Raw genomic sequence first — 21068 nt, 5'->3', positions numbered from 1 at the left:
CAAATCACGACCGGTGGCCTGCGGTCAGCCCGCGCTCGACTCATCCGGCGTCGCAGCCGAATTCCGTCGTAGTCGTCGAGCGAGTCGGCCGAGGCCGCCGAAGACGAATCGTTGCAGCGAAGCGGGCAGACCGGCGACATACCCGTCCTGTAGCTCCCACAGCAGGCCGAGATCGAGCGGATTGATCGGCAGCCCGGCCCGGGTGGTGCGGCCCCGGCGGTCGAGCTGATGCCAGAACTCGAACATCCGGCGGTGCTGGAGCGGCGGGCGGGCCACGTAGTCGAGCACCAGGTCCGGTGCCTCACTCCAGAACTCATGGACCTGGCGCGGCAGCACCGTCAGCTCGTCGCCCGGCCCCGCGTGGTGGTCGCGGCCGTCGACGCGAAACCGCATCCGGCCCTGCACCACCCGGAAGTGCTCGCGCAGCACCGGATGCCAGTGCGGGCCCGCGAGCCGTCCACTGGTCGGCCAGCGATGCTCGATCCGTAGGAACTCGCCCTCGTCGTCGGTCCCCTGCTCCACGAACCGCACGCTGTGGCCGTCGCGGAACACCAGCTCGTCACTGTTCATAGATGAGAAGGTAGCCTTCCTAATTATGGATGCGCCAGTGGGTCACCCGACGTTGCTGCGACAGCTGGTCGAGACGGTGCGTGCGTTCGAGCAGCAGCTCCACGCGGGCCTGCTGGACGCGGCAGACGACCTCCGACCCGCGCACTACGCCGTGTTCCGTCACCTGGAGCCCGACGGCAGCCGGATACGCGACCTGGCCTCGGCCGCCGGGATGACGCCCCAGGCGATGGGGGAGCTCGTCGCGCACCTGGCTGCCTGCGACTACGTCGAGATGCGTCGTCATCCCACCGACGGCCGGGCGCGGCTCGTGGTGCCCACCGCGCGGGGGCATGCCGCGTTGTCGCGCGCCGCCGCCCGACTCGGTGATCTCGAAGGAGCGCTTGCGGCCCGGCTCGGCACGGAGCGCGTGCACGGACTGGGGCACCTGCTCGCCGAGATGCTGCCGCTGTTGTCCGACCCGGAGCTGGCGCCGGTCGCGGGCTCCTGCGGCGCGGCCGCAGACCGGCCCGCGCGGTCGGACTCGCGGTCGGCCGCCGGGCCGCCGAGGGAGCCCTGAGCCGGTGCCTTGGTCTGCGCGGCTCGTTCTGCCTGGTCGGCGCGGTGGAGGCCTGGCGAGGCCTGCCCGTGCCGGGACGAGGGAGAATGAGGCGTGGACATCGAGGAGGAGCTGGACGGCATCCGTCGTCAGCGGGCGCGTTTCACCGACTTCATGCTCGGTTACAAGTTCGCCATAGACGAGATGATCACGAAGATCAACATCCTTCGTGAGGACTTCAACAACACCAACGAGTACAACCCGATCGAGCACATCAGCTCTCGGCTGAAGACGCCGCAGAACATCGTCCGGAAGGTGCGCAGGAAGAAGTTCCCGCTGAGCTTCGACAGCATGCGGGACAACATCCTCGACATCGCGGGCGTGCGCGTGACGTGCAGCTTCATCTCGGACATCTACAAGATCCGCGACATGATCGCCGATCAGGAGGACGTGACGATCTTCGAGGAGCGCGACTACATCGCCCGTCCCAAGGCGAGCGGCTACCAGAGTCTGCACCTGCTCGTCGAGATCCCGGTGTTCCGCGCGCGCGGCACCGAGCGCATCCCGGTCGAACTCCAGATCCGCACCATCGCGATGGACTTCTGGGCCAGCCTCGAACACAAGATCTACTACAAGTACGACGGGCACGTCCCCGACGACCTGCAGCGCGAGCTCATCCAGGCCGCCGACGTGGCGAGCAGGCTCGACCGGACAATGGAGGGGCTGCACGAGTCGGTTCGACAGGGCGAGGTCGTCCACCTAGCCGACGAGGCGACTGATCGGGAGGCGGCTGATCGGGAGGCGGCTGATCGCGAGACGGCTGATCGGGAGGCAGAGGAGCGGTTACGGGACGCCGAGGCCGCCGAGTTCCTGGACCTGTTGGATCGCGAGACCGCGTCCGCGGCAGGCTGATCGGCTCGCGGTCCTCGACGCGGGGCCGCCGCGCTCAGACCGGCGTCGATGCGCGGTGGTTCGTCCGGGCGGAGCCCGAGTCCGGCGGCCCGAGGCCCATGCCCGAGTCCTATGCCCGGAGTCCGGCAGCCTGCGCCCGGCATTCGACGCAAGGAGTCCTCTCGGCGGGCGCGCGCCGGGGGGACGCCGGGTGCGGAGGGCGGCCGGGCCGGGTTCGTCGTCCGCACCCGGCATCCCGGCGCGCCGTCCGTCATCCGAGCGACGTGCTCCTCGTCAGCTGATGTTCACGTCGATGCACGCATAGAAGGCCATCGGCGTGTCGGCGATGTTCCAGACCGCGAGCACCTTCTGCCTGCCGCTCACGTTGCCGAAGTCGACCTGGTGCGAGACCGTCTCACCCGGCCGGGCGCCGCCGTCGTTGAACTCGGCGACCTTGGTGCCGCCCGCGTAGTACTGCCACGTGGTGGTGGCGTGCGAGACGGTCAGGGTCCAGTTGAAGCTGGTGGAGCGTCCGACCGGGGTGACCGTCCAGCCCTTGCCGTCGTCGTCGAGTTCGCTGAACCGGCTGTTGCCGCCGCTGCAACTCGTCAGGCCCTTGGGGCCTTCCACGCTCTGCGGCTCCCATTGGATGTCACCGCACGGCACCGTTCCGGCCGCGCATTGCGCCTGCCTGCTCGGCGGGTTTGACACGTATCCATGGGCGTTCGCCGTGCCCGCCGGAATGCTCACGAAGAGAAGTGGTGCGATTGCGGCGCCGATCACGGCTGCCGAGAACCTTTTCTTGCGCATGTCTACTCCCTCATCGAGGACGCCGCAGGCAACGGGCCGGACCCGACGTCATCGACACCGGAAGCCCTTGTCGGCGGCTGCAGGGGACGTGAGGAGGAGAGCTCCGTCGGAGCCGTGACCGAGGCATCCCGACGGCAGTCGACTGCCATTCGGCCTGTTCAGCCCCAACTCCGGGGAACTTGGTCTAGACCTTAGCAGTCGAATGGTCCGGGTCAATGGTTTGTTCGTGACGCATTCACGCCATTCGCCGACTCGGCTCGCGATGCCACTGATGATCATTGCGGGGAAGGCGCTTCCGGCCACTGTCGGCGAAATTTCGGACGCCCGGGCAGTCCGCATTCTCGGCGGCCATGACACGCCCGGAAGCCCGTCGCCGCCCGCTCGGTCGCCGGATCACGGGTCGATATCGGTCCGGTCGACGGACCAAGAGAAATCGGTGGCGGGCCGTCCGGGTCGGGGCGCGTCGGTGATTTCCGCGCGCCGCCCCGATCCGCGACGGGGCGCTCCGTCCGTCACGGTGCCGCAGGGCCGTCGACGGAGCCTCTCGTCTCGTCGAGACGGCAGGCGGGCCGTGCGAAACGCCGAGATGACGCGCCGAAACGGTCACTACCCAGAGATCACGATCATTGCTAAGTTGATAACGATAACCCTTGCCGAAAACTGAAGCATCATCGGGTATCGAGGTCACGACGAGAGGACGGATCTGTCCCATGTCGCATCCTGTGAGGCCAACCGCGCGGCGACGGGCACGTCACGTGCTCCTCGCCGTCGCGAGCGTCCTGACCGTCGCCGCGTGCGGCGGCGTCGCGGAGCCTGCTCCCACGGCGGCGGGCTACCCGCTGACGGTGGACAACTGCGGTCGCGAGGTGACCATCTCGGCACCGCCGAGCAGGCTGTACGTGATCGGGGGCGAGGCAGGCACCCTGGTGCACGCCGCAGGCGGCGTCGACCGGATCAGCACCTTCTCCCCGCTGATCGGCGAACCGCTCGGGGCCGCGGCTGGGCCGCTCGGTGCGACGGAGCAGGTACCCATCCAGAGTTCGCGGGACATCTCGCGTGAACTGATCATCAACGCGATGCCCGACCTGGTGGTGAGCTACGGCCTCAACGACTTCGACCCGTCGGACCTGGCCGCAGCGGGCATCCCGACACTGATCATCAGCGGCTACTGCGGCGGCTTCGGCGCCGGACAGTCCGAGGTCGATGACCCGCTGGCGGGCGTCTACGCCGACATCGCGCTGCTGGGCCGCGTGCTCGAGACCGAGGCCGAGGCGTCGGCCGCCGTCGCCGATCTGCAAGCGCGGGTCGACGCGGTCCGCGACGCGGCCGAGGCGGCCCCGCCCGACGAGAGCACGACGGCGGCGGTGTTCGTTGCGGGGGCGGACAGCCCGCTCGGGGCGTACGGCCGCCGCAGCATGATCCACCAGCAGCTCGACTACGCCGGGCTGTCGAACGTCTTCGAGGACACCGACGAGCGGCTGTTCGAACCGAACACCGAGGCCCTGATCGACGCGGCTCCGGAACGGATCATCGTGCTGTACGAGCCCGGCGACGTCACCGAACAGGTCGTCCGCGACACGATCACCTCGCGGCCCGAGCTGGCGGGCATCCCGGCGGTCGGCGCGGGCGAGGTCCTGACGCTGGACTTCTACCACTCCGGCCACGGCACCCTCGCGGTGGACGGGCTGGAGCGGCTCGGCGAGCAGATCGGGGGACGAGGCTCCTCGTGACCGTCGTGCCGCGAACCCCGTGCCGTCGCCCGGCTCTGCCGCGGCGCCCTGCCGCGCAGTCGTCCCCTCGCCCGCGCATCGACAAGTCGGGTCCGGCGGGCTCGATCGACCCGGAGGAACCGCGATGACGCAGGTGTCCGCTCGCGACACCCCACAGCAGACCGGCTCGGCTCCCGACCGCCTGGACCACCGGCGACGCGTTCGACGCTCCGCGCTGTGGATCGGCGGCCTCGGCGTGCTGCTGCTGATCAGCATCCCCGTCGCCGTCGGGCTCGGACCGGTCTCCGTCCCGCCGGGGACCGTCGCCCAGATCATCGTGGGCCACGTGTTCGGGTCCGGGGCAGGCTCCGGCCTGCCCGCCGACGACATCATCTGGCTGGTCCGCGTGCCGCGCGTGCTGCTGGCCGTCGTGGTCGGGGCGGCCCTGGCGATCTCCGGGGTCGCACTGCAGGCCCTGGTGCGCAACGTGCTGGCCGAGCCCTACCTGCTCGGTGTGAGCGCGGGCGCCTCCACGGGCGCGGCGTTGAGCATCCTGTTCGGCATCGGGGTCTCGACCGGGGCGACCTCGCTCACCGGCAGCGCCTTCATCGGGGCGTTGCTCGCGACGGCGGTGGTGTTCCTGCTGGCGGGCAGCGGCGGTCAGATCACCTCGGTCCGGCTGCTGCTCTCCGGCGTCGCGGTCGGCTACGTGCTCAACGCCGCGACCAGCTTCCTCATCTTCGCCTCCGACACCCCCGAGGGCGCCCGCGCGGTGCTGTTCTGGCTCCTCGGCTCGCTGACCAGGGCCGAGTGGAGTGCGGTGGCGATTGCCGGGCTGCTGGTGGCAGGCGCGTTCGTGACGCTGCTGCTGTGGGCCAGGAACCTGGACGCCCTCACCCTCGGCGACGACACGGCGCACGCACTGGGCAGTCCGCCCGCACGGGTCCGGGCTCAGACGCTGGTCGTCGTCGCCGTCTGCGTGGGAGCCGTCGTCGCCGTGTCCGGCGGGATCGGCTTCGTCGGCCTGGTCGTGCCACACGTCGCCCGGCTCTGCGTGGGCGGGGTGCACCGTCGGCTGCTGCCGGTCGCGGCGCTGATCGGAGCGACCTTCCTGGTCTGGGCCGACGTCATCGCCAGGATGGCCTTCGTGCCGAGGGAACTGCCGCTGGGGATCGTCACGGCGGTGGTGGGCGCTCCCTTCCTGCTGTTCCTCGTTCGTCGACTGCGGTCGGCTGCCTGACTCGAATCGGATCAGCGCGACGGGAGGCTCGAGTCCACATGGTCCATGCACCGTTGATCGTCCTGCTCGGCAACGATGACGACGACGACGATCACCGCGTCCTGTTCGACGAGATCCGGCGCATCGGCGGCGCGGCGCGGCGCGTCCATCCCGACGAGCTGGTGATCGAGGTGACCGCCGAGGGCACCCGGTTTCACACCGGCGGGGCCGAGCTGCGGCCCGATCTGCTGTTCGGCTGGGTGTACGAGGACTACCTGGTCCTCGGCATGAACCAGCTGGAGACCGCGCGGCTCGCCGGGATACCCGTGGTGAACTCGGCGATGACCCTGTGGCAGGGCCAGTCGAAGTACCTGAACTCGGCCCTGCTGCACCGCGCGGGCATTGCTCACCTCCCGGTGCTGTGGGGTCGGGACGAGGAGACCCTGGTCTCCTGGACGGCCCGGCGCGGCTATCCGATGGTGACCAAGCCGATGATGAGCTCCCGAGGTCGGGGGATGGCCTGCCTGACCGACGAGGCCGCCGTGCGTCGGCACGTCGCCGCGCTCGATCCCGCCCCGGAGCAGTACTACGTGCAGCCGTTCGTCCCCGCCGGGCATCGCGACACGCGAGTGCTCTGCGTGAATCACCGGGCCGTGGCGGCGGTGACGCGCACCGCGCCGCCGGGAACCTGGATCTCCAACGCGCCCGGCGGCGGCCGGAGCCTCGCCGAGCTGGATCGCGACGTCTGCGAACTGGCCGAGCGGGCCGCCGAGGCCGTGGGTGCGCTGTTCGCGGGGGTGGACGTCGCCCGCGACGAGCGGACCGGTGATCTGCGGGTGTACGAGGTCAACACCTGTCCGACCTGCACCGCGACCTTTCGCGAACTCGGGCTGGACCCGGTCCCCCTGACCGAGTTGGCCGCGTTCCTGGTCGCCGCCGCGCGTGACTTCGACGAGGCCCGCCGCCACTGGCGTCCGTCGGTGACGGTTCGGCCGGGCCTGACGGTCCGGCCGGACTCGCGATCCAGCAGCACGACGATCTAGCCGGACTCACTCTCTAGAAGGACACGATGCTCTCGATCCTGCGCAACCGGCGTTTCCGGCTGGCAGTCCTCAGTTACACCGTCTCCGGCGCGGCGACTGCGATCACCCCGGTGGCGCTGACCCTGTTTCTGCTCGACACCCACGGCGGCGTCGAGGTCCTCGGCCTGGTGCTCGGCGCCCGGACGGTGGGCTTCGTCGCGGGCGCGGTACTCGGCGGCGTCGTCGTCGACGGGTATCCGCGTCGGACAGTGCTGGTCCTGGCCGGTGCGGTGCGCGGGACGGCGGTCCTGGCCGCGATACCGGCGTTCAGCGGCTCGGTGGCGATGGTCTGCGCGGCCGTCCTGGTCGCGGGGGTCGGCGAGGGCATCTTCCGGGGCGCCTATCAGGCGCTGGTCGGCGAGGTGGTGGGCGAGGCCGACCGGCAGCGGGCGAACGCCTTGTCCACGCTGAGTTCCCGACTGCTGCTGGTCGGCGGCCCGACCCTGGCGACCTTGCTGTACCTGCTGATCGGCGGCGCCGCCACCCTGTTGGTGACGGGCCTGCTCTGGCTGGGCTCGGCCGGGGTGGCCCTGCGGCTCCCGCGCGGGGTGCGCCCCCCGTCCGACGCCGCCCGGCGCCGCCCGTTCGCCGACTACCGCGAGGTGCTGCGGGAGGCGGGTCGGCACCGCTGGTTCCTCGCCGGACTCGCCTCGCTGGTCGTCTGGCTCTCCCTCGGATTCGCCGTGCAGCAGCTTGCCCTGCCGCTGATCAGCCGCGATGAACTGGGCGGCAACGCCTTCCTCGGCGTGGCGCTGGGCTGCTACTCGGCGGGCGCGGTGATCGCCGCACTCGTGCTGGCGCGCTGGACCCCGAGAAGACCCGGCACGGTCGCCTTCGTGGGGCTGAGTCTCTATGGACTGGTGCCGTTGGCGCTGACCCTGCCCGCCGTGTCGCCCCAACTGGGCGCGGTGCTGGTGTTGACCGCCTACTTCCTCGGCGGCATCGGCATCGAGGCCTTCAACGTTCCCTGGTTCAGCGCCATCCAGCGAGAGGTGCCGCCGGAGCGGATGGGCAGGCTGTTCTCCTTCGACTTCATGGTCTCGCACGGTGTCGCGCCGCTCGGACTGATCCTGCTGCCGTATGCGCTCACGGAGATCGGCCGGACCCCGGTGCTGCTCGCCTGCGGCCTGCTCACCATCGGCGCCGCCCTGGCCGCCCTGGCCGTGCCGGGCGCACGCGATCTCGCCGATCCCGAGCCGCGCCGCCGGTCCCGGCCGGTTCCGGCCGCCGCGCCCGCGCCCGTGCTTCCTCCGATGCTCGCCGACCACGGTCACCCGGCCGCGCAACGGAACCCGAGCCGCAACCCAGCAGAGGACTCCTCCTCGCCCGTGCAGTAGGAGAGGTGTGACGTGATCAGTGCAGCGGACGTGTCCTTCGCATACGACGGAACCCCGGTGCTCGCCGACGTGGCGCTCGACGCCCGCTCCGGCGGCGTCGTCGGCCTGATCGGTCCGAACGGCAGCGGGAAGTCGACGTTGCTCCGCATCCTCTACGCGGCGCTCGCCCCGCGTCGGGGCACCGTGTTGATCGACGACACCCCCGTCGCCTCGCTGCCGCGTCGTGAGGCCGCCCGGCGGATCTCGGTGGTGGCGCAGGAGGCCTCGCCCGAACTGCCCGTCTCCGTTGCGGAGATGGTGCTGCTGGGGAGATCCCCGCATCGGTCGGCATTACAGGCTTACACCGCCGAAGACCACCGCATCGCCGCCACCGCGTTGACGCGCGTGGGCATGCGGGACCTGGCGGATCGCAGCTTCGCCACGCTGTCCGGCGGTGAGAAGCAGCGGACGCTCATCGCCCGTGCCCTCGCACAGGAGGCGGATCACCTGCTGCTGGACGAGCCGACCAATCACCTGGACGTCCGGTATCAGCACGAGGTCCTGCACCTGGTGCGCACGCTCGGCATCACCACGGTGGTCGTGCTGCACGACCTCAACCTGGCGGCTCGCTACTGCGATTCGCTGGTGCTGCTCGATCGTGGCAGCGTGGCCCGGTCCGGGCCGACCCCGGTGGTGCTCACGCCCGAGGTCGTCGAGCCCGTCTACCGGGTGGCGGTGCGCCTGGTGGACGACGGGGACTGCGTACAGCTGGTGTTCCGTCCGCAGGTCGACGCCGCGTCGCCGCAGGACGCCGAGCGACTGGTGGGGCCCGGCTGACCTGTCGACTGCGTGGGCGGCCACGTCTGCGCGGCTGTCCGCCGTGGTGGCTGCTCCGCCCCGCGGATCGGCGCCGCCGGAGCCAGGTCGGCTCTCGACGCGAACTGGCTCAGAAACGGAGGATCAGCTGAGGGAACGACCCGATCTCGGCTTGGTGCTGTTCACCCATCGCTTCCCCGGTCAGGACGATGGCGAAGTGCTGCACCTCGCGTTGGAGCTCGCCGACCTGGCGGAACAGGTGGAGTTCGACGCCCTCTGGACCACCGAACATCACTTCATCTCCTACGGGGTGAATCCCTCCGCGCTCACGTTGGCGGGCCACCTGCTCGGCAGGACTCGCCGACTACGGGTCGGCACGGCGGTGACGATCCTGCCCTCGCATCCACCGGTCTACGTCGCGGAGCAGACGGCGCTGCTGGATCAACTATCGGGCGGCCGCTTCGATCTCGGGATCGGCAGGGGCGGTCCGGTGGTCGACTACGCGGTCCTGGGCCGGAGCATGGACGACTGGCGAGACGGCCTGCCCGAGGCCCTGTCGTTGCTGCTGGACTCCTTCACCGGCACCGTCGCGAGCGATTCGGAGCTGTATCGCTTCCCCGAGGTTCGTCCCGGCCCGACGCCGCTGACTCGGCCTCATCCGCCGGTGTACGTGGCTGCGACCTCGCCGCCGTACGCTGATCTCGCGGCGCTACGCCGGCTGCCGATGCTGTTCTTCTTCCATCAGGACGTCGCAGCCCAGGCCGCGCTGGTGAGTCGACATGCCGAGCGATGTGGGCTTCCCGCGACCTCGTTCACCCACGGTGCTGCGATGATCGCGCAGATCACGGACTCGGCTGCCGAGGCCGACACGCTGATTCACGGGACCACGGTCCCCTTCTTCACCCACGCGCAGTCCGAGTACGTGATGCTCGAGGAGCGGCCCGGTGGGCAGCCGCCGCCGAAGGCGCTGGCGGAGCTGTTCCTCCAGACCCAGGCGATCGGGCCGGTCGAGCAGTGTGTCGACCGGGTGGTTGCGGTACTGAGCACGCCGGGGCTGCGACGGGTGCTGCTGCACGCGGAGTCCAGCGGCGACCACGATGCGATCCTGCACAACGTCCGGCGGCTGGGCACCGAGGTGCTACCGGAGGTGCGCAGGCGATTGGCGGCGGGCGCAGGCTGACCCGCAGTCGCCTGCCGAGCGCCTGATCAGGCACGTCGCCGTCTCACCTGGGGTGGCGGGTTCGCCTTCGCGCCAGCGCCGACGGTCGCAGCTCCTCGATCAGGAATCGGCGCGGCGTCCGGAGGCCAGGATGGTCGGATGCACGAGGTAGTAGCCCGCCTCGTCGAGGACGTAGCGCGGGCTGCCCGGTGTCAGCAGCGCCTCGGCCTCGGCGATCTCCTCGTCGATCATGCCTGCTGCACGTCCTCGGGACCGCGCCGATTCGAGCAGCTCCGGCCAGACCGCGCTCTCCAGATACGGCCGGACGGTCGGATCGTCGTCGATCGCCGAAGCCGATGCGGAGGTATGCGGCCTGCCCGAGTCGGGGAGTGACGGGGCGGGACGTCGCGGGCTGCGCTTGGCGCCCGTTCCGGGGGCGGTCAGTCCCGCCGGTACCGGGCGCGGAGGTGGAACCGTTCCCCCTGCGGGCCGAGGATGCTCAGGTACTCCACGGGCTCGGCGTCGGCATTGCCGAACCAGTGCGGGAGGTGGGTGTCGAACTCGGCGACCTCGCCTGCGGAGAGCACCAGATCCTGCTCGCCGAGCACCAGCCGCAGTCTGCCGTCGAGGACGTACAGCCAGTGGTATCCCTCGTGTGAGCGTGGATCGGGAGTGCGGTCGCTCGGCCCGCCCGGAATGATCTGTTTGTACACCTGGAGGCCGCCGGGCCTGCTGGTCAGCGGCAGGATGGTCATGCCGTGCCTGGTCACGGGCTGCGGGTACAGCCGTGGATCTCCCGTCGGCGGCGCGTCCACGAGCTTGTCCAGCGGAACCTGGTAGGTCTTGGCCAGCGGCAGCAGCAGCTCCAGGGTGGGCCTGCGCTGTCCGGACTCCAGCCGGGACAGGGTGCTGATCGGGATGCCGGTGCTCGCCGAGAGCGCGGACAGCGTCGCACCGCTGCGGCGGCGAAGCTCCCGCAGCCGGGGGCCGATCGCGCCGAGCACCGCGTCGAAGTCGTCGGTCATGCGGCTATTGCAGTTTCCGCAAATTAGTTTGTCAACTCGCGGGAGGGGTGAGCAGTATCGGATGCGGAGGCGGTCTCGACGGCCGGTACCGGGCAGTCGGCGGCGACCGGCCCGGCGCGCTGATTCCGCTGGTCCGAGACAGGCCGGCCTGCGGAGTGTCTCGTCGGCGATATCTCCGCACGCTGCCTGATCGGCGAGTCGGACCCGGGTGATCGGAGTCCTCGGAGGTTCTGCGGCGAGCGCCCGCCGAGGTACGCGCGTCCGCAGCCACCACCGCCGTGCCCTGCGCCGTCGACCCGGCACACCGAACTCTTGAGGAGACGAGATGAAGGATCAGCGGTTCTGGGACGACCTCTACGGCAGTCGCGAGCAGCTCTTCAGCGGCAACCCGAACGGCGTGCTGGTCACCGAGGTGTCGAGCCTGCCCGCAGGTCACGCGCTCGACGTCGGGTGCGGCGAGGGCGGCGACGTCCGGTGGCTGGTGGAACGCGGCTGGCGAGTCACCGCCGTCGACATCTCCCAGGTCGCGCTGGATCGGGCGGCCGAGGCCGTCGGCGATGACGACGTGCGGTGGGTCCGGGCCGATCTCGGCACCGCGCCGCCCGCGGCGGGCGCGTACGACCTCGTGTCGTTGCAGTACTTCCCGCTCGTGCGGGACGACGGGCACCGGGCACTGCGCGGCCTGCTGGCCTCGGTGGCGCCCGGCGGCACGCTGCTCGTCGGCGCCCACGACATGGCCGACTTGGCGGCGCACCACGAGGGCGCTGGGCACGGCGAGGGTGTCGGGCACGGCGAGGAGCCGGCGCGGGAGAAGCCCGACTTCGACCTGGACAGCATTTACCAGCCCCACGAGATCGCCGCCCTGCTCGACGACGACTGGGAGATCGTCGTTCACGAGACTCGGGCGCGCACCGCGCCTGCGCCCGAGGGCACGCAGCACGTCCGCGACATCGTGCTGCGGGCGAGGCGCCTGCGGTGACCTGATCTCGCGCGGGCTGTGCCGGTGCCGGACCGGCCTCGATACGGGGGCATCGCGTGACTCCGGCTCCGGCGGGGCCGTCGCCCGGGTTGCCGCGCTGCACGCTGTCGGCGACGGCGGCGCCCTTTCGGGCGGCTCGCGGCGGCGCGGGCGGGCGGTGTGGCCGCACCCGAGGCGGACCCGGCGCGCCACGATGCTGAACGCTCGTGCAGTATGGTGAACATGTGTTCAGCCAGGGTCGATGACCGAACGATGAAGGCCCGCATTCGCGACGCGGCCATCCTGCTGTTCGGCAGGAACGGCGTGCCGGGGACCAGCGTGCGCGCCGTCGCGGAGCAGGCGGGGGCGAGTCCGGCGCTGGTCATGCATCACTTCGGCACGAAGGATGCGTTGCGCGCGGTCTGCGATCAGCACGTGCTTGATGCCGTCTTCGATCAGAAGGACGACCTCGCCTCGGGCGGAGCAGACGCGGTGATCGGCTCCTGGCTGGCCGACCTGGACGGCTCCCGGCCCCTGCTCGACTACCTCGCCCGGATGCTCGTCGACGACACCGAGGCGGGCGCGTCGCTGTTCGACCAGCTCGTCACCCGCACCGAGTCGATGCTGGCGGCGGGGGTGCGGGACGGGACCATGCGGCAGAGCAGCGACCCGCCCGCGCTCGCCGCCGTGTTGGCCGTCCAGGGCGTCGCCCCGCTCCTGCTGCACCACCACCTGCGGCGCGTGCTGGGCGGGGTCGACTCGCCTGCGGACGTCATCCGCCGCCTGACGGTTCCGTTGGTCGAGCTCTACACCCGAGGCCTCCACACCGACGAGACGATCCTCACCGCAGCGCGGCGGGCGAGTGCCGCCGATGACTCCGCGCGCCCATCCGCCCGCGACCGTGCGACCGACGGGACGGCCTGATGCCGACACTGGAGACGAACGGCACCTCCCTGTACTTCGAGGTGCACGGCGAGGGGCCGCCGCTGCTGCTCATCCATGCCATCAGCGCCGGGGCGAACATGTGGCGCCCGCAGGTGGACCACTTCGCCGCGACGCACCGCGTCATCACCTTCGACGCCAGAGGGGTCGGCCGATCGGGGCCGATCCAGGGCTGGCGAGGCGTGCTGGCGACCATGGCGGCGGACGTCCGCGCCCTGCTCGATCACCTGGGCGTGCGACGGGCGGCCGTCTGCGGCGTGAGCTTCGGCGGCGTCCTGGCCCAGCAGTTCGCCACCGCCCACCCGGACCGGGTCGAGCGACTCGTCATCGTCGACTCCTACAGCGACTCGCGACCCACGAGCCTCGGCCGGGCGGCCTGGCTCGCCTCCGTCTACGCGGGTGCCTGGTCGAACCTGCTGCCCGCCGGGGTGCTGCGGTCGGTGATCGAGCGGCAGTATCGACGGTGGCCGGTCGCCGCGAACGTCCTCGGCGAGGCGGTCTCGCGACTCCGGGGGGTCGATGCGCTCAAGACCCGCCTGGCGATCAACCTGGTGAACTTCGTTCCCGGCCTGCGGGCGACGACCTTCCCGATCCTGGCGGTGGTCGGGGAGGACTCCTGGCCGCGCTCGATCACCTTCGTCGAAGAGCTGCGCCGCCGGGTGCCGCGCACCACCGTCGCACGCATCCCGGACTCGACCGACCCGAGTTCGCTGTGCAGGCCTGCGCTGTTCAATGAGGTGCTGGGGCGTTTCCTGCGAGACGAGCCCGTGGCGACGGCGCGGGGATGACGAACGGGATCTCCTAGTCCACAGTCGACGGTGTGGGCGCGGGATGTCCTGTGCGCGTCGGCTGCCTGCTGTGGGCGGACCTCCTCGACGGTTCCGCCCCTCCGTAGGCGCGCGCCGACACCGAGCGCGATGCAGCGCGGCTCGGGCGTCCCGGTTCGCGGCCGTCGCCCCCCTGCCGTACCCGCCCCGTCGTGATCAGCGACGGCGGGACGACGCATCGGCGCGGACGGTGCTGATCACCAATGCGGGGTGCCTCGCCGTACTCATCGGCGGGACTCCAGCCGGGATGACCGCCGCCTGCCTCCGGGTGCGTCTGCTGGGCCTCAGGCCCCGGTCATCCGGCGGCACGAGATCGCCGGGCCGCCGGACCTGCCGTGCCGACGGCGGGCGCCGCGCTGCCCGCGAGCTCCGCCGGCCCGCCGATCGCACCCGACGTGGCGGACGTCGCCCCGCACGGAATGACAGTGCTGCATGCGCTTGCAGTATGGTGAGACTCGCCGCCGGTTCGTCGGCCGAAGCGAACGTCTCAGGAGGATTCCCGTGCCCGAGCCCATCCGCCAGTTCACGGCCGCAGCCCTTCCGGTGGAGGTGTACGCCTCCGAAGCGGAGATGGGGCGAGCCGCCGCGCGCAGTGCCGCGCGGGTCCTGCGCGAGGCCGTCGCCGCCCGAGGATCGGCGCGGGCGGTGATGGCGACCGGCAACTCGCAGTTCGCCTTCACCGACGCGCTGCGCGCGGAGGACGTCCCCTGGGACCACGTCACCGTCTTTCACATGGACGAGTACGTCGGCATCGACCGCGAGCACCCGGCGAGCTTCCGTCGGTGGATCGGCGAGCGGATCGAACGACGCCTCGGTCCTGCCCTGGTGGAGTACATCCACGGCGACGCACCCGACGCCAAGGCCGAATGCGACCGCTACGAGGAACTGCTTCGCTCGGCCCCGATCGACCTGGTCTGCATGGGGATCGGGGAGAACGGCCACCTCGCCTTCAACGAGCCGTTCGAGGCCGACTTCGACGACGACCGCTGGGTCCGCGTCATCACGCTGCTGCCGGAGTCGCTGACCCAGCAGGTCGGCGAGGGACACTTCCCCGACATCGACGCGGTGCCGCCGACGGCGATCTCGCTGACCATCCCCGCGTTGCTGGCCGCCGCTCACGTCCAGGTCTGCGCCCCGGAGCAGCGGAAGGCGGCGGCCGTCGCGGCCGCACTGCGCGAGGAGATCAGCACCGCCTGTCCGGCCACGATCCTGCGCCGCACCCCCCATGCCACGCTGTACCTGGAGCCTGCCTCGGCCGGGGCGCTCGGGGCCGACACGCCGGTCGCGGGCTCGTCCTGACAACCGCTTGCAGGCTTGCGGTGGATCGGAGGCGACGGGAATGATCGAGTCCACCCGACTCGTGCTCATCGGCGGAGCCGTGGTGCTCCCGGACGGCGTGCGGCGCGGGCTGGGGGTCCACGTCGAGGGCGGCCGGATCGTCGACCTCACCGACCGGGAGCCGCCCGTCGGAGCGCGAGTGATCGAACTCGACGGTCGACTGGTCACCCCCGGCCTGATCGACCTGCACGTGCACGGCGGCGCGGGTTACTCCTTCGACCGGCCGAGCCGGTCCGTGGAGGGGCGTGCCGCCGAGGGGGCGGCGGCGTGGTCGGGCGGTGCGACGGCGGGAGCCGGGGGACCGGACGCTCACGCCATCTCCATGGGTTCGGGGTTCCCAGACGCTCATTCCATGGGGGACGGGGAATCCGACGCTCACGCCTTGGGTGGTGGAGGGCCCGATACTCACGCCTTGGGTGGTGGAGGGCCCGACGCTCACGCCTTGGGTGGCGGAGGGCCCGACGCTCACTCCATGGGCGTCGGGTTCCCCGACGCTCACTCCATGGGCGTCGGGTTCCCCGACGCCGTGACCCTCGTGTTGCGGCACCTCGCCCGCGCCGGCGTGACGAGTGCGCAGGCGAGCCTGGTCTCCTCGGACGTGCCCGACCTCGTCTCCTGGCTGGACGATCCGATCTGGACCGCCGCGCGGCCTGCCGACGCGGCCGAACTGCTCGGCGTCCACCTCGAGGGCCCGTTCCTCGCCGCCACCCAGTGCGGTGCCCACGATCCGGCCGTCCTGCGGGCGCCGAGCCGAGACGACGTCGCCGCGCTGCTCAGCCACCGCGAGCTGATCCGCATGATCACGCTGGCGCCGGAGCTGCCCGGCGCGATCGAGGCGGTCCGCCGATTCGCTGAGGCGGGCATCGTCGTCGCCGCCGGACACAGCGAGGCGACGGCGGCCGATCTCGCCGCCGCGACGGACGCGGGCCTCACCCACGTCACGCACCTGTGGAGCGGTCAGTCGACCACGACGCGACGCGGCCCGTGGCGGGTGCCGGGTCTGCTGGAGGCCTCCCTGGCCGCCACCGGACTCACCGCCGAGGTCATCGCCGACGGGCATCACCTGCCGCCGGAGCTGTTGGAGATCGCCCGTCGCTGTCTCGGCGACCGCCTGATCGTGGTCTCCGACGGCACGCCGGGAACCGGACTGCCGACGGGCAGTCGGTACGACCTCGGCACGGTGCGCTGTGAGGTCGGCGACGGGGTCGGCATGGTCGTCGGCGCCGACTCGTTCGGCGGCAGCACCGCCACGCTGCCGCGACTGCTCGCCCACCTGCACGACGAACTCGGCTGGCCGCTGACCGAGGTGGTCACGGCCGCGACGAGCAGGCCCGCCGCGGTCGCGGGCGTCGCCGACCGTAAGGGAGTCGTCGAGGTCGGCATGGACGCCGACCTCGCCGTCTTCGATCCCGGCTTCCGCCCGTGGGGGACCGTGCTGCGCGGTCGGTGGACTCCGAACGCGCCTACCGCACCCGATGACAGGAGATCCTCATGACGACCGGCACACCCCGGCTGCTGCGGCTGCGTCCGGACGACGCGGTCGCGGTGAGCCTCGATCCGCTGGCCGAGGGCACGCCGGTCACCGAGACGGTCGCCGCCCGGGCGCCGGTGCCCGCCGGGCACAAGGTGGCGCTGACCGCCGTCGCCACGGGCGGGGCCGTCACGAAATACGGTCAGGTCATCGGTTACGCGACCGAGGACATCGTGCCCGGCGACCACGTGCACCTGCACAACCTCGCCTTCGCCGACACCACCGAGGCGCCGACCGCGCTCGGCACCGGGATCGCCCCGGCGGCGCAGGAGCCCGAGACCTTCCAGGGCATCGTCCGCGCCGACGGGCGGGTGGCGACCAGGAACTACCTCGGCATCATCACCTCGGTCAACTGCTCGGCGACGGTCGCCAAGCTCATCGCCGACCAGGTGCGATCCTCGGGGATGCTGGCCGCGCACCCGAGCGTCGACGGGATCGTGGCCATCACGCACGGCAGCGGCTGCGGACTGGCCTCCGACGGCGAGGGCCTGGCCCTGCTGCGCCGGACGCTGTCGGGCTATGCCGATCACCCGAACTTCGGCGGCCTGGTGGTGCTGGGCCTCGGCTGCGAGGTCAATCAGGTCTCCGAACTCGACCTGCCCGCGCACACGCCGGTGGTCGGCATGACCATCCAGGAGGCGGGCGGGACGGCCGCCGCCGTCCGGGCCGGGGTGCGGGCCGTCGCGGAACTGGTGGAGCGGCTCGACGTCGAGCGCACGCCGGTGCCCGCCTCGGAACTGGTGCTGGGCCTCAAATGCGGCGGGTCCGACGGCTATTCGGGCATCACCGCTAACCCCGCACTCGGCATCGCCGCCGACCTGCTCATCGCCCAGGGCGGCACCGCGATCCTCTGCGAGACACCGGAGATCTACGGCGCCGAACACCTGCTCGCCGCCAGGGCCGACGACCCGGCGGTGGCCGAGGCGCTGTTGGCGCGCATCGCCTGGTGGCGCGACTACACCGCCCGACACGGCGGCTCGCTGGACAACAATCCCTCGCCAGGCAACAAGGACGGCGGCATCACCACGATCCTGGAGAAGTCCCTCGGCGCCGTGGCGAAGTCCGGGACGACTCCGTTGCGTGCGGTGCGGCAGTTCGCCGAGCCGACCGGCACCCGAGGTCTGATCTTCATGGACACGCCCGGCTACGACCCCGTCTCGGTCACCGGCATGGTCGCGGGCGGCGCGAACGTCGTCTGCTTCACCACCGGCCGAGGCTCGGTATACGGCTGCAAGCCGGTGCCCAGCCTGAAGCTCGCCACCAACACCCCCGTCTACGAGCGGATGACCGAGGACATGGACCTCAACTGCGGCTCGGTGGCCGACGGGGCGGTGACCTTGGCGGACATGGGGCGGCGCATCTTCGAGTTGATCCTGGCCACGGCGTCCGGCCGGTCGACGGCCAGCGAGCAGTTCGGCTTCGGCGACGAGGAGTTCGCGCCGTGGCAGCTCGGCGCGGTGATGTGATGAGCACGCTGTCCCGAGCGATGGCGGGCGACCTGCCGTCGGCGGCCCGGCCGCTGCTGTCCGGGCCCGCTCCAGAACCCGGCATCGTCCACTTCGGTGCGGGCGCGTTTCACCGCGCTCACCAGGCCTGGTTCACCGAGCGGGCCATGGCGGCCGACGGTGATCGCTCCTGGGGCATCGTCCTGGTGGCGCCGCGCTCGCCGGGCGTGGTCGGTGCGCTGACCGACCAGGACGGGCTGTTCACCGTCCTGGAACGAGACGGCCTGCGGCGCAGTGCCCGCGTGGTCAACGCGGTCAGCGCGGCCCTGCATGCGCCGAGCGCGGGACCCGCCGTGGTGGAGCGCCTCGCCGCGCCGACCACCGGGGTGGTGACCCTGACCATCACCGAGAAGGGATACCGGCGTGATCCGGCGACCGGCGGGCTGCTGATCGACGAGGCCGTGCGCGCCGATGCGGCGGCCGTCGGCGCGGGTCGGGTGCCGTCGACGGCGCTGGGACTGCTGACGGCCGGTCTCCAGAGTCGGGCCGCAGGCGACGGCACCCCGCTGACCGTGATCTCCTGCGACAACCTCACCGGAAACGGACGGCAGCTCGCCGCCCTGATCGGCGAGTTCGTCAGCCTGCTCCCCGGCACGATGGCGGCGGAGACGGCCGCCTACCTGGGCGAGGCGGTACGGTTCCCGCCGTCGATGGTCGACCGGATCGTGCCTGCCACCGCCGCGCGCGACACGGCAGCCGTGCAAGAGCTGATCGGGCTGCGGGACGACGCGGCCGTGGTGGCCGAGCCCTTCGGCCAGTGGGTGATCGAGGACGACTTCGCCGCCGCGCGCCCGGCCTGGCATCGGGCGGGTATCGAACTGGTCGCCGACGTCGCCCCGTACGAGACCGCCAAGCTCCGGCTGCTCAACGCGGCCCATTCGACGATCGCCTACCTCGGCGCGCTCGCGGGCCATGCGGGCATCGCAGCCGCACTCGCCGATCCCGACATCGAGGCGGCGGTACGCGGAGTGCAGGCCGAGGCCGCCGCCACGGTGACGCCGCCGCCGGGCTGGGACCTGGACGCCTACGGCGAGTCCGTGCTGAGCCGTTTCCGGAACGAGGCCCTGGGACACCGCTGTGATCAGGTGGCGGCCGACGGGTCGCAGAAGCTCCCGGTCCGGGCGATCCCGACGCTGCGCGCCGCGCGGGCACACGGTCGTAGTCCACAGTGGACGGCACTGCTCATCGCGGCATGGGTCCGCTTCGTCGTGCACGGCCGAGACGACGACGGTCGAGAGCTGACCGTCCACGAGCCGCTCGCCGCCGCGCTGCGGGCTGCCGCCGAGGGCGTCGGCGCCGCCGAGGTCGCCGGTGTCGTGACTCGACGGGCAGGCGTGCTCACCCCGGAGTCGGCCGCCGATCCGGTCACCGCCGAGCTGGTGTCCCAGGCCTATCTCGACCTCGACGGACACGGCGTCCGCGCCACCTGTCGCGCCCTGGTCCGGCGGGGGAGCTGACCGTCGGGCCGGGCGGGCTCGGCAGGCCTCGGGTCGATCGGCGGGCGACCTTCGGCGGGCGACCTCCGGCGGAATCCGACCCCGCGGCTCTCGCGGTGGGGCGCTGCGGGGGAGACCGTCCGATGTGGACTGTCCTCTGCGGCCGATCGAACTCGGGCGGCCGCAGCCTTGACCGGCCGAGCCGGGCCCGGTCGGCCGTGGCCCCCGCCGAACCCCGTCGAACCGAACCCGCCACTGCGGTAACCACCCGGCGCGGCGGGCCTGCCTCAGCCGGGCACCGGACTGGTCGACCCGCGCACGATCAGCCGGGTCTCCAGCTGGCGGACCGGCGGCGGCGCGTCGTCGGGGGCGTCGGCGAGATCGAGCACGATGTCCACCGCCGCCGCACCCGCCTCCGCGCCCGGCACGTGGATGGACGTCAGCGTCGGGTACGCCATGCCCGACATCGGGCTGTCGTCGATGCCGATGACGCTGATGTCGGGGCCCACGCGGATGCCGCGCTCGTTGAGCCGGGCCATCAGGCCGAGGGCGATCATGTCGTCATAGGCGATGACCGCCGTCATCCCGCTGGCGTGCACGAGGTCGGCGGCGCGGACGCCCGCCTGGATCTGCGGCTCGAACGGCCCGAACTCCACCAGCTCCGCGCCCTGATCGGCGCAGGCCTGCCGGACGGCGTTCTGCCGCTGGATGTTCGACCAGGAGCGTCGAGGACCGTTGAGATAGCCGATCCGACGATGACCGAGCGCGGTCAGGTGCTCGACGGCCTCCCGCATCCCGTCCGAGTTCTCGATGATGACGCTCGCGGTGCCCGGCAGTTCGCGGTTGACGAACACGATGGGCCGGAGCTCGGCGAGTGCGGCGAGCTGATCGTCCGGCGTGCGCGGCGAGACGACGATCAGCCCGTCGACGCGCTTGCGCATGACCCTGGCGCGGTGGAGTTCGTCGGCCGGATGCTCGTCGACGTCCGCGATGAGCACGGTCTTGCCCTTGCTGGTCGCCCGAGCCTGCACGGCCTTGATGATCGGCGGGAAGAAGGGATTGGCGATGTCGGGGACGATCAGCCCGACGATGTCGTTGCGGCCCGCCGTGAGCGAGCGGGCGAGGAGATTCGGCACGTATCCCATGTCGCGCGCGATCTTGCGGACGCGTTCGCGAGTGGACGGATTGACCTTGTCCGGGTCCGACAGCGCACGCGACACGGTGGAGGCGGACAGGCCGGTCGCCTTGGCGACATCGGCGAGAGTGACACTCATCTGTGGCTTCCTCCAGCAGTTCGTGCAGCAAACGCGCCGAGGCTACCGCAAGCCTCGACCTGGGCAATCGAGGCTTGAACCTGGCATGACCCGACCCATTCCATGGTGCTTGCGGCAACCGATTG

At 71.4% G+C, this 21068-nt stretch carries 20 protein-coding genes; 15 read left to right on the top strand and 5 right to left on the bottom strand.

What is annotated here, in order from left to right; translation table 11 throughout:
- Positions 1-24: 24 nt before the first annotated feature.
- Complete coding sequence (locus tag UA74_RS22345; RefSeq protein WP_075742001.1) at positions 25-570, bottom strand: cupin domain-containing protein; 546 nt, start codon at positions 568-570, stop codon at positions 25-27.
- A gap of 25 nt (positions 571-595) precedes the next feature.
- Here UA74_RS22345 and UA74_RS22340 point away from each other — a divergent pair, with 25 nt between their 5' ends.
- On the top strand, positions 596-1126 hold the full coding sequence (locus UA74_RS22340) for a MarR family winged helix-turn-helix transcriptional regulator (RefSeq protein WP_083683497.1): 531 nt from the start codon (positions 596-598) through the stop codon (positions 1124-1126).
- Between the two features lie 93 nt (positions 1127-1219).
- Positions 1220-2017 carry a GTP pyrophosphokinase gene (locus tag UA74_RS22335; RefSeq protein WP_075741999.1) on the top strand — a complete coding sequence of 266 codons (798 nt, stop codon included), beginning with the start codon at positions 1220-1222 and terminating at the stop codon, positions 2015-2017.
- 273 nt (positions 2018-2290) lie between these two features.
- Here the strand turns inward: UA74_RS22335 and UA74_RS22330 are convergent, their stop codons facing one another.
- Positions 2291-2806, bottom strand: coding sequence for a lytic polysaccharide monooxygenase auxiliary activity family 9 protein (locus tag UA74_RS22330; protein WP_075741998.1), 516 nt, complete (start codon positions 2804-2806; stop codon positions 2291-2293).
- 710 nt (positions 2807-3516) lie between these two features.
- On the opposite strand from UA74_RS22330, the gene UA74_RS22325 reads away from it, so the two are divergent.
- From UA74_RS22325 to UA74_RS22300, 6 genes are all read left to right on the top strand, one after another.
- Positions 3517-4536, top strand: a complete 1020-nt coding sequence (locus tag UA74_RS22325; protein ID WP_083683496.1) for an ABC transporter substrate-binding protein — start codon at positions 3517-3519, stop codon at positions 4534-4536.
- 124 nt (positions 4537-4660) lie between these two features.
- A complete protein-coding gene (locus tag UA74_RS22320; protein WP_075741996.1) occupies positions 4661-5755 on the top strand; it encodes a FecCD family ABC transporter permease in 1095 nt (364 codons plus the stop codon).
- 38 nt (positions 5756-5793) lie between these two features.
- Positions 5794-6777 (top strand): ATP-grasp domain-containing protein, encoded by a 984-nt coding sequence (locus tag UA74_RS22315; RefSeq protein WP_075741995.1) that lies wholly within the window; start codon positions 5794-5796, stop codon positions 6775-6777.
- Positions 6778-6803: 26 nt separating this feature from the next.
- Positions 6804-8153 (top strand): MFS transporter, encoded by a 1350-nt coding sequence (locus tag UA74_RS22310; RefSeq protein ID WP_075765376.1) that lies wholly within the window; start codon positions 6804-6806, stop codon positions 8151-8153.
- Positions 8154-8165: 12 nt separating this feature from the next.
- Entirely contained in the window at positions 8166-8969 is an 804-nt protein-coding gene (locus UA74_RS22305) for an ABC transporter ATP-binding protein (protein WP_075741993.1), read from the top strand.
- 154 nt (positions 8970-9123) lie between these two features.
- Positions 9124-10128 (top strand): LLM class flavin-dependent oxidoreductase, encoded by a 1005-nt coding sequence (locus tag UA74_RS22300; RefSeq protein WP_232237866.1) that lies wholly within the window; start codon positions 9124-9126, stop codon positions 10126-10128.
- A gap of 99 nt (positions 10129-10227) precedes the next feature.
- Here the strand turns inward: UA74_RS22300 and UA74_RS34060 are convergent, their stop codons facing one another.
- Both UA74_RS34060 and UA74_RS22295 read right to left on the bottom strand, forming a co-directional pair.
- Positions 10228-10359, bottom strand: coding sequence for a hypothetical protein (locus UA74_RS34060; protein WP_257787485.1), 132 nt, complete (start codon positions 10357-10359; stop codon positions 10228-10230).
- A 188-nt stretch (positions 10360-10547) separates the two neighbouring features.
- Entirely contained in the window at positions 10548-11132 is a 585-nt protein-coding gene (locus tag UA74_RS22295) for a helix-turn-helix domain-containing protein (protein ID WP_075741991.1), read from the bottom strand.
- Between the two features lie 325 nt (positions 11133-11457).
- Between UA74_RS22295 and UA74_RS22290 the strand changes: the two genes are divergently transcribed.
- The 7 genes from UA74_RS22290 (at position 11458) to UA74_RS22260 (ending at position 19690) form a co-directional block, all read left to right on the top strand.
- On the top strand, positions 11458-12111 hold the full coding sequence (locus UA74_RS22290; protein ID WP_075765374.1) for a class I SAM-dependent methyltransferase: 654 nt from the start codon (positions 11458-11460) through the stop codon (positions 12109-12111).
- Positions 12112-12363: 252 nt separating this feature from the next.
- Positions 12364-13014, top strand: a complete 651-nt coding sequence (locus UA74_RS22285) for a TetR family transcriptional regulator (protein ID WP_198042818.1) — start codon at positions 12364-12366, stop codon at positions 13012-13014.
- Positions 13014-13820, top strand: a complete 807-nt coding sequence (locus UA74_RS22280; RefSeq protein WP_075741989.1) for an alpha/beta fold hydrolase — start codon at positions 13014-13016, stop codon at positions 13818-13820. The genes UA74_RS22285 and UA74_RS22280 overlap by 1 nt, the downstream gene beginning before the upstream one ends.
- A 540-nt stretch (positions 13821-14360) precedes the next feature.
- Positions 14361-15158, top strand: coding sequence for a 6-phosphogluconolactonase (locus UA74_RS22275; protein WP_075741988.1), 798 nt, complete (start codon positions 14361-14363; stop codon positions 15156-15158).
- Between the two features lie 40 nt (positions 15159-15198).
- Positions 15199-16692 carry an N-acetylglucosamine-6-phosphate deacetylase gene (locus UA74_RS22270; RefSeq protein ID WP_075741987.1) on the top strand — a complete coding sequence of 498 codons (1494 nt, stop codon included), beginning with the start codon at positions 15199-15201 and terminating at the stop codon, positions 16690-16692.
- Positions 16689-18194 (top strand): UxaA family hydrolase, encoded by a 1506-nt coding sequence (locus UA74_RS22265; RefSeq protein WP_075741986.1) that lies wholly within the window; start codon positions 16689-16691, stop codon positions 18192-18194. Before UA74_RS22270 ends, UA74_RS22265 begins: the two co-directional genes overlap by 4 nt.
- Positions 18194-19690, top strand: coding sequence for a mannitol dehydrogenase family protein (locus tag UA74_RS22260; protein WP_157442311.1), 1497 nt, complete (start codon positions 18194-18196; stop codon positions 19688-19690). Before UA74_RS22265 ends, UA74_RS22260 begins: the two co-directional genes overlap by 1 nt.
- Positions 19691-19956: 266 nt before the next feature.
- On the opposite strand, the gene UA74_RS22255 is transcribed toward UA74_RS22260, so the two are convergent.
- On the bottom strand, positions 19957-20943 hold the full coding sequence (locus tag UA74_RS22255) for a LacI family DNA-binding transcriptional regulator (protein WP_075741985.1): 987 nt from the start codon (positions 20941-20943) through the stop codon (positions 19957-19959).
- Between the last annotated feature and the right edge of the window lie 125 nt (positions 20944-21068).

Origin of the sequence: Actinoalloteichus fjordicus (assembly GCF_001941625.1) — a bacterium.
In the GTDB taxonomy this organism is placed as follows: domain Bacteria; phylum Actinomycetota; class Actinomycetes; order Mycobacteriales; family Pseudonocardiaceae; genus Actinoalloteichus_A; species Actinoalloteichus_A fjordicus.
Note: the sequence above shows the minus strand (reverse complement) of the source record. Positions and strands in the feature narration are given on the sequence as shown.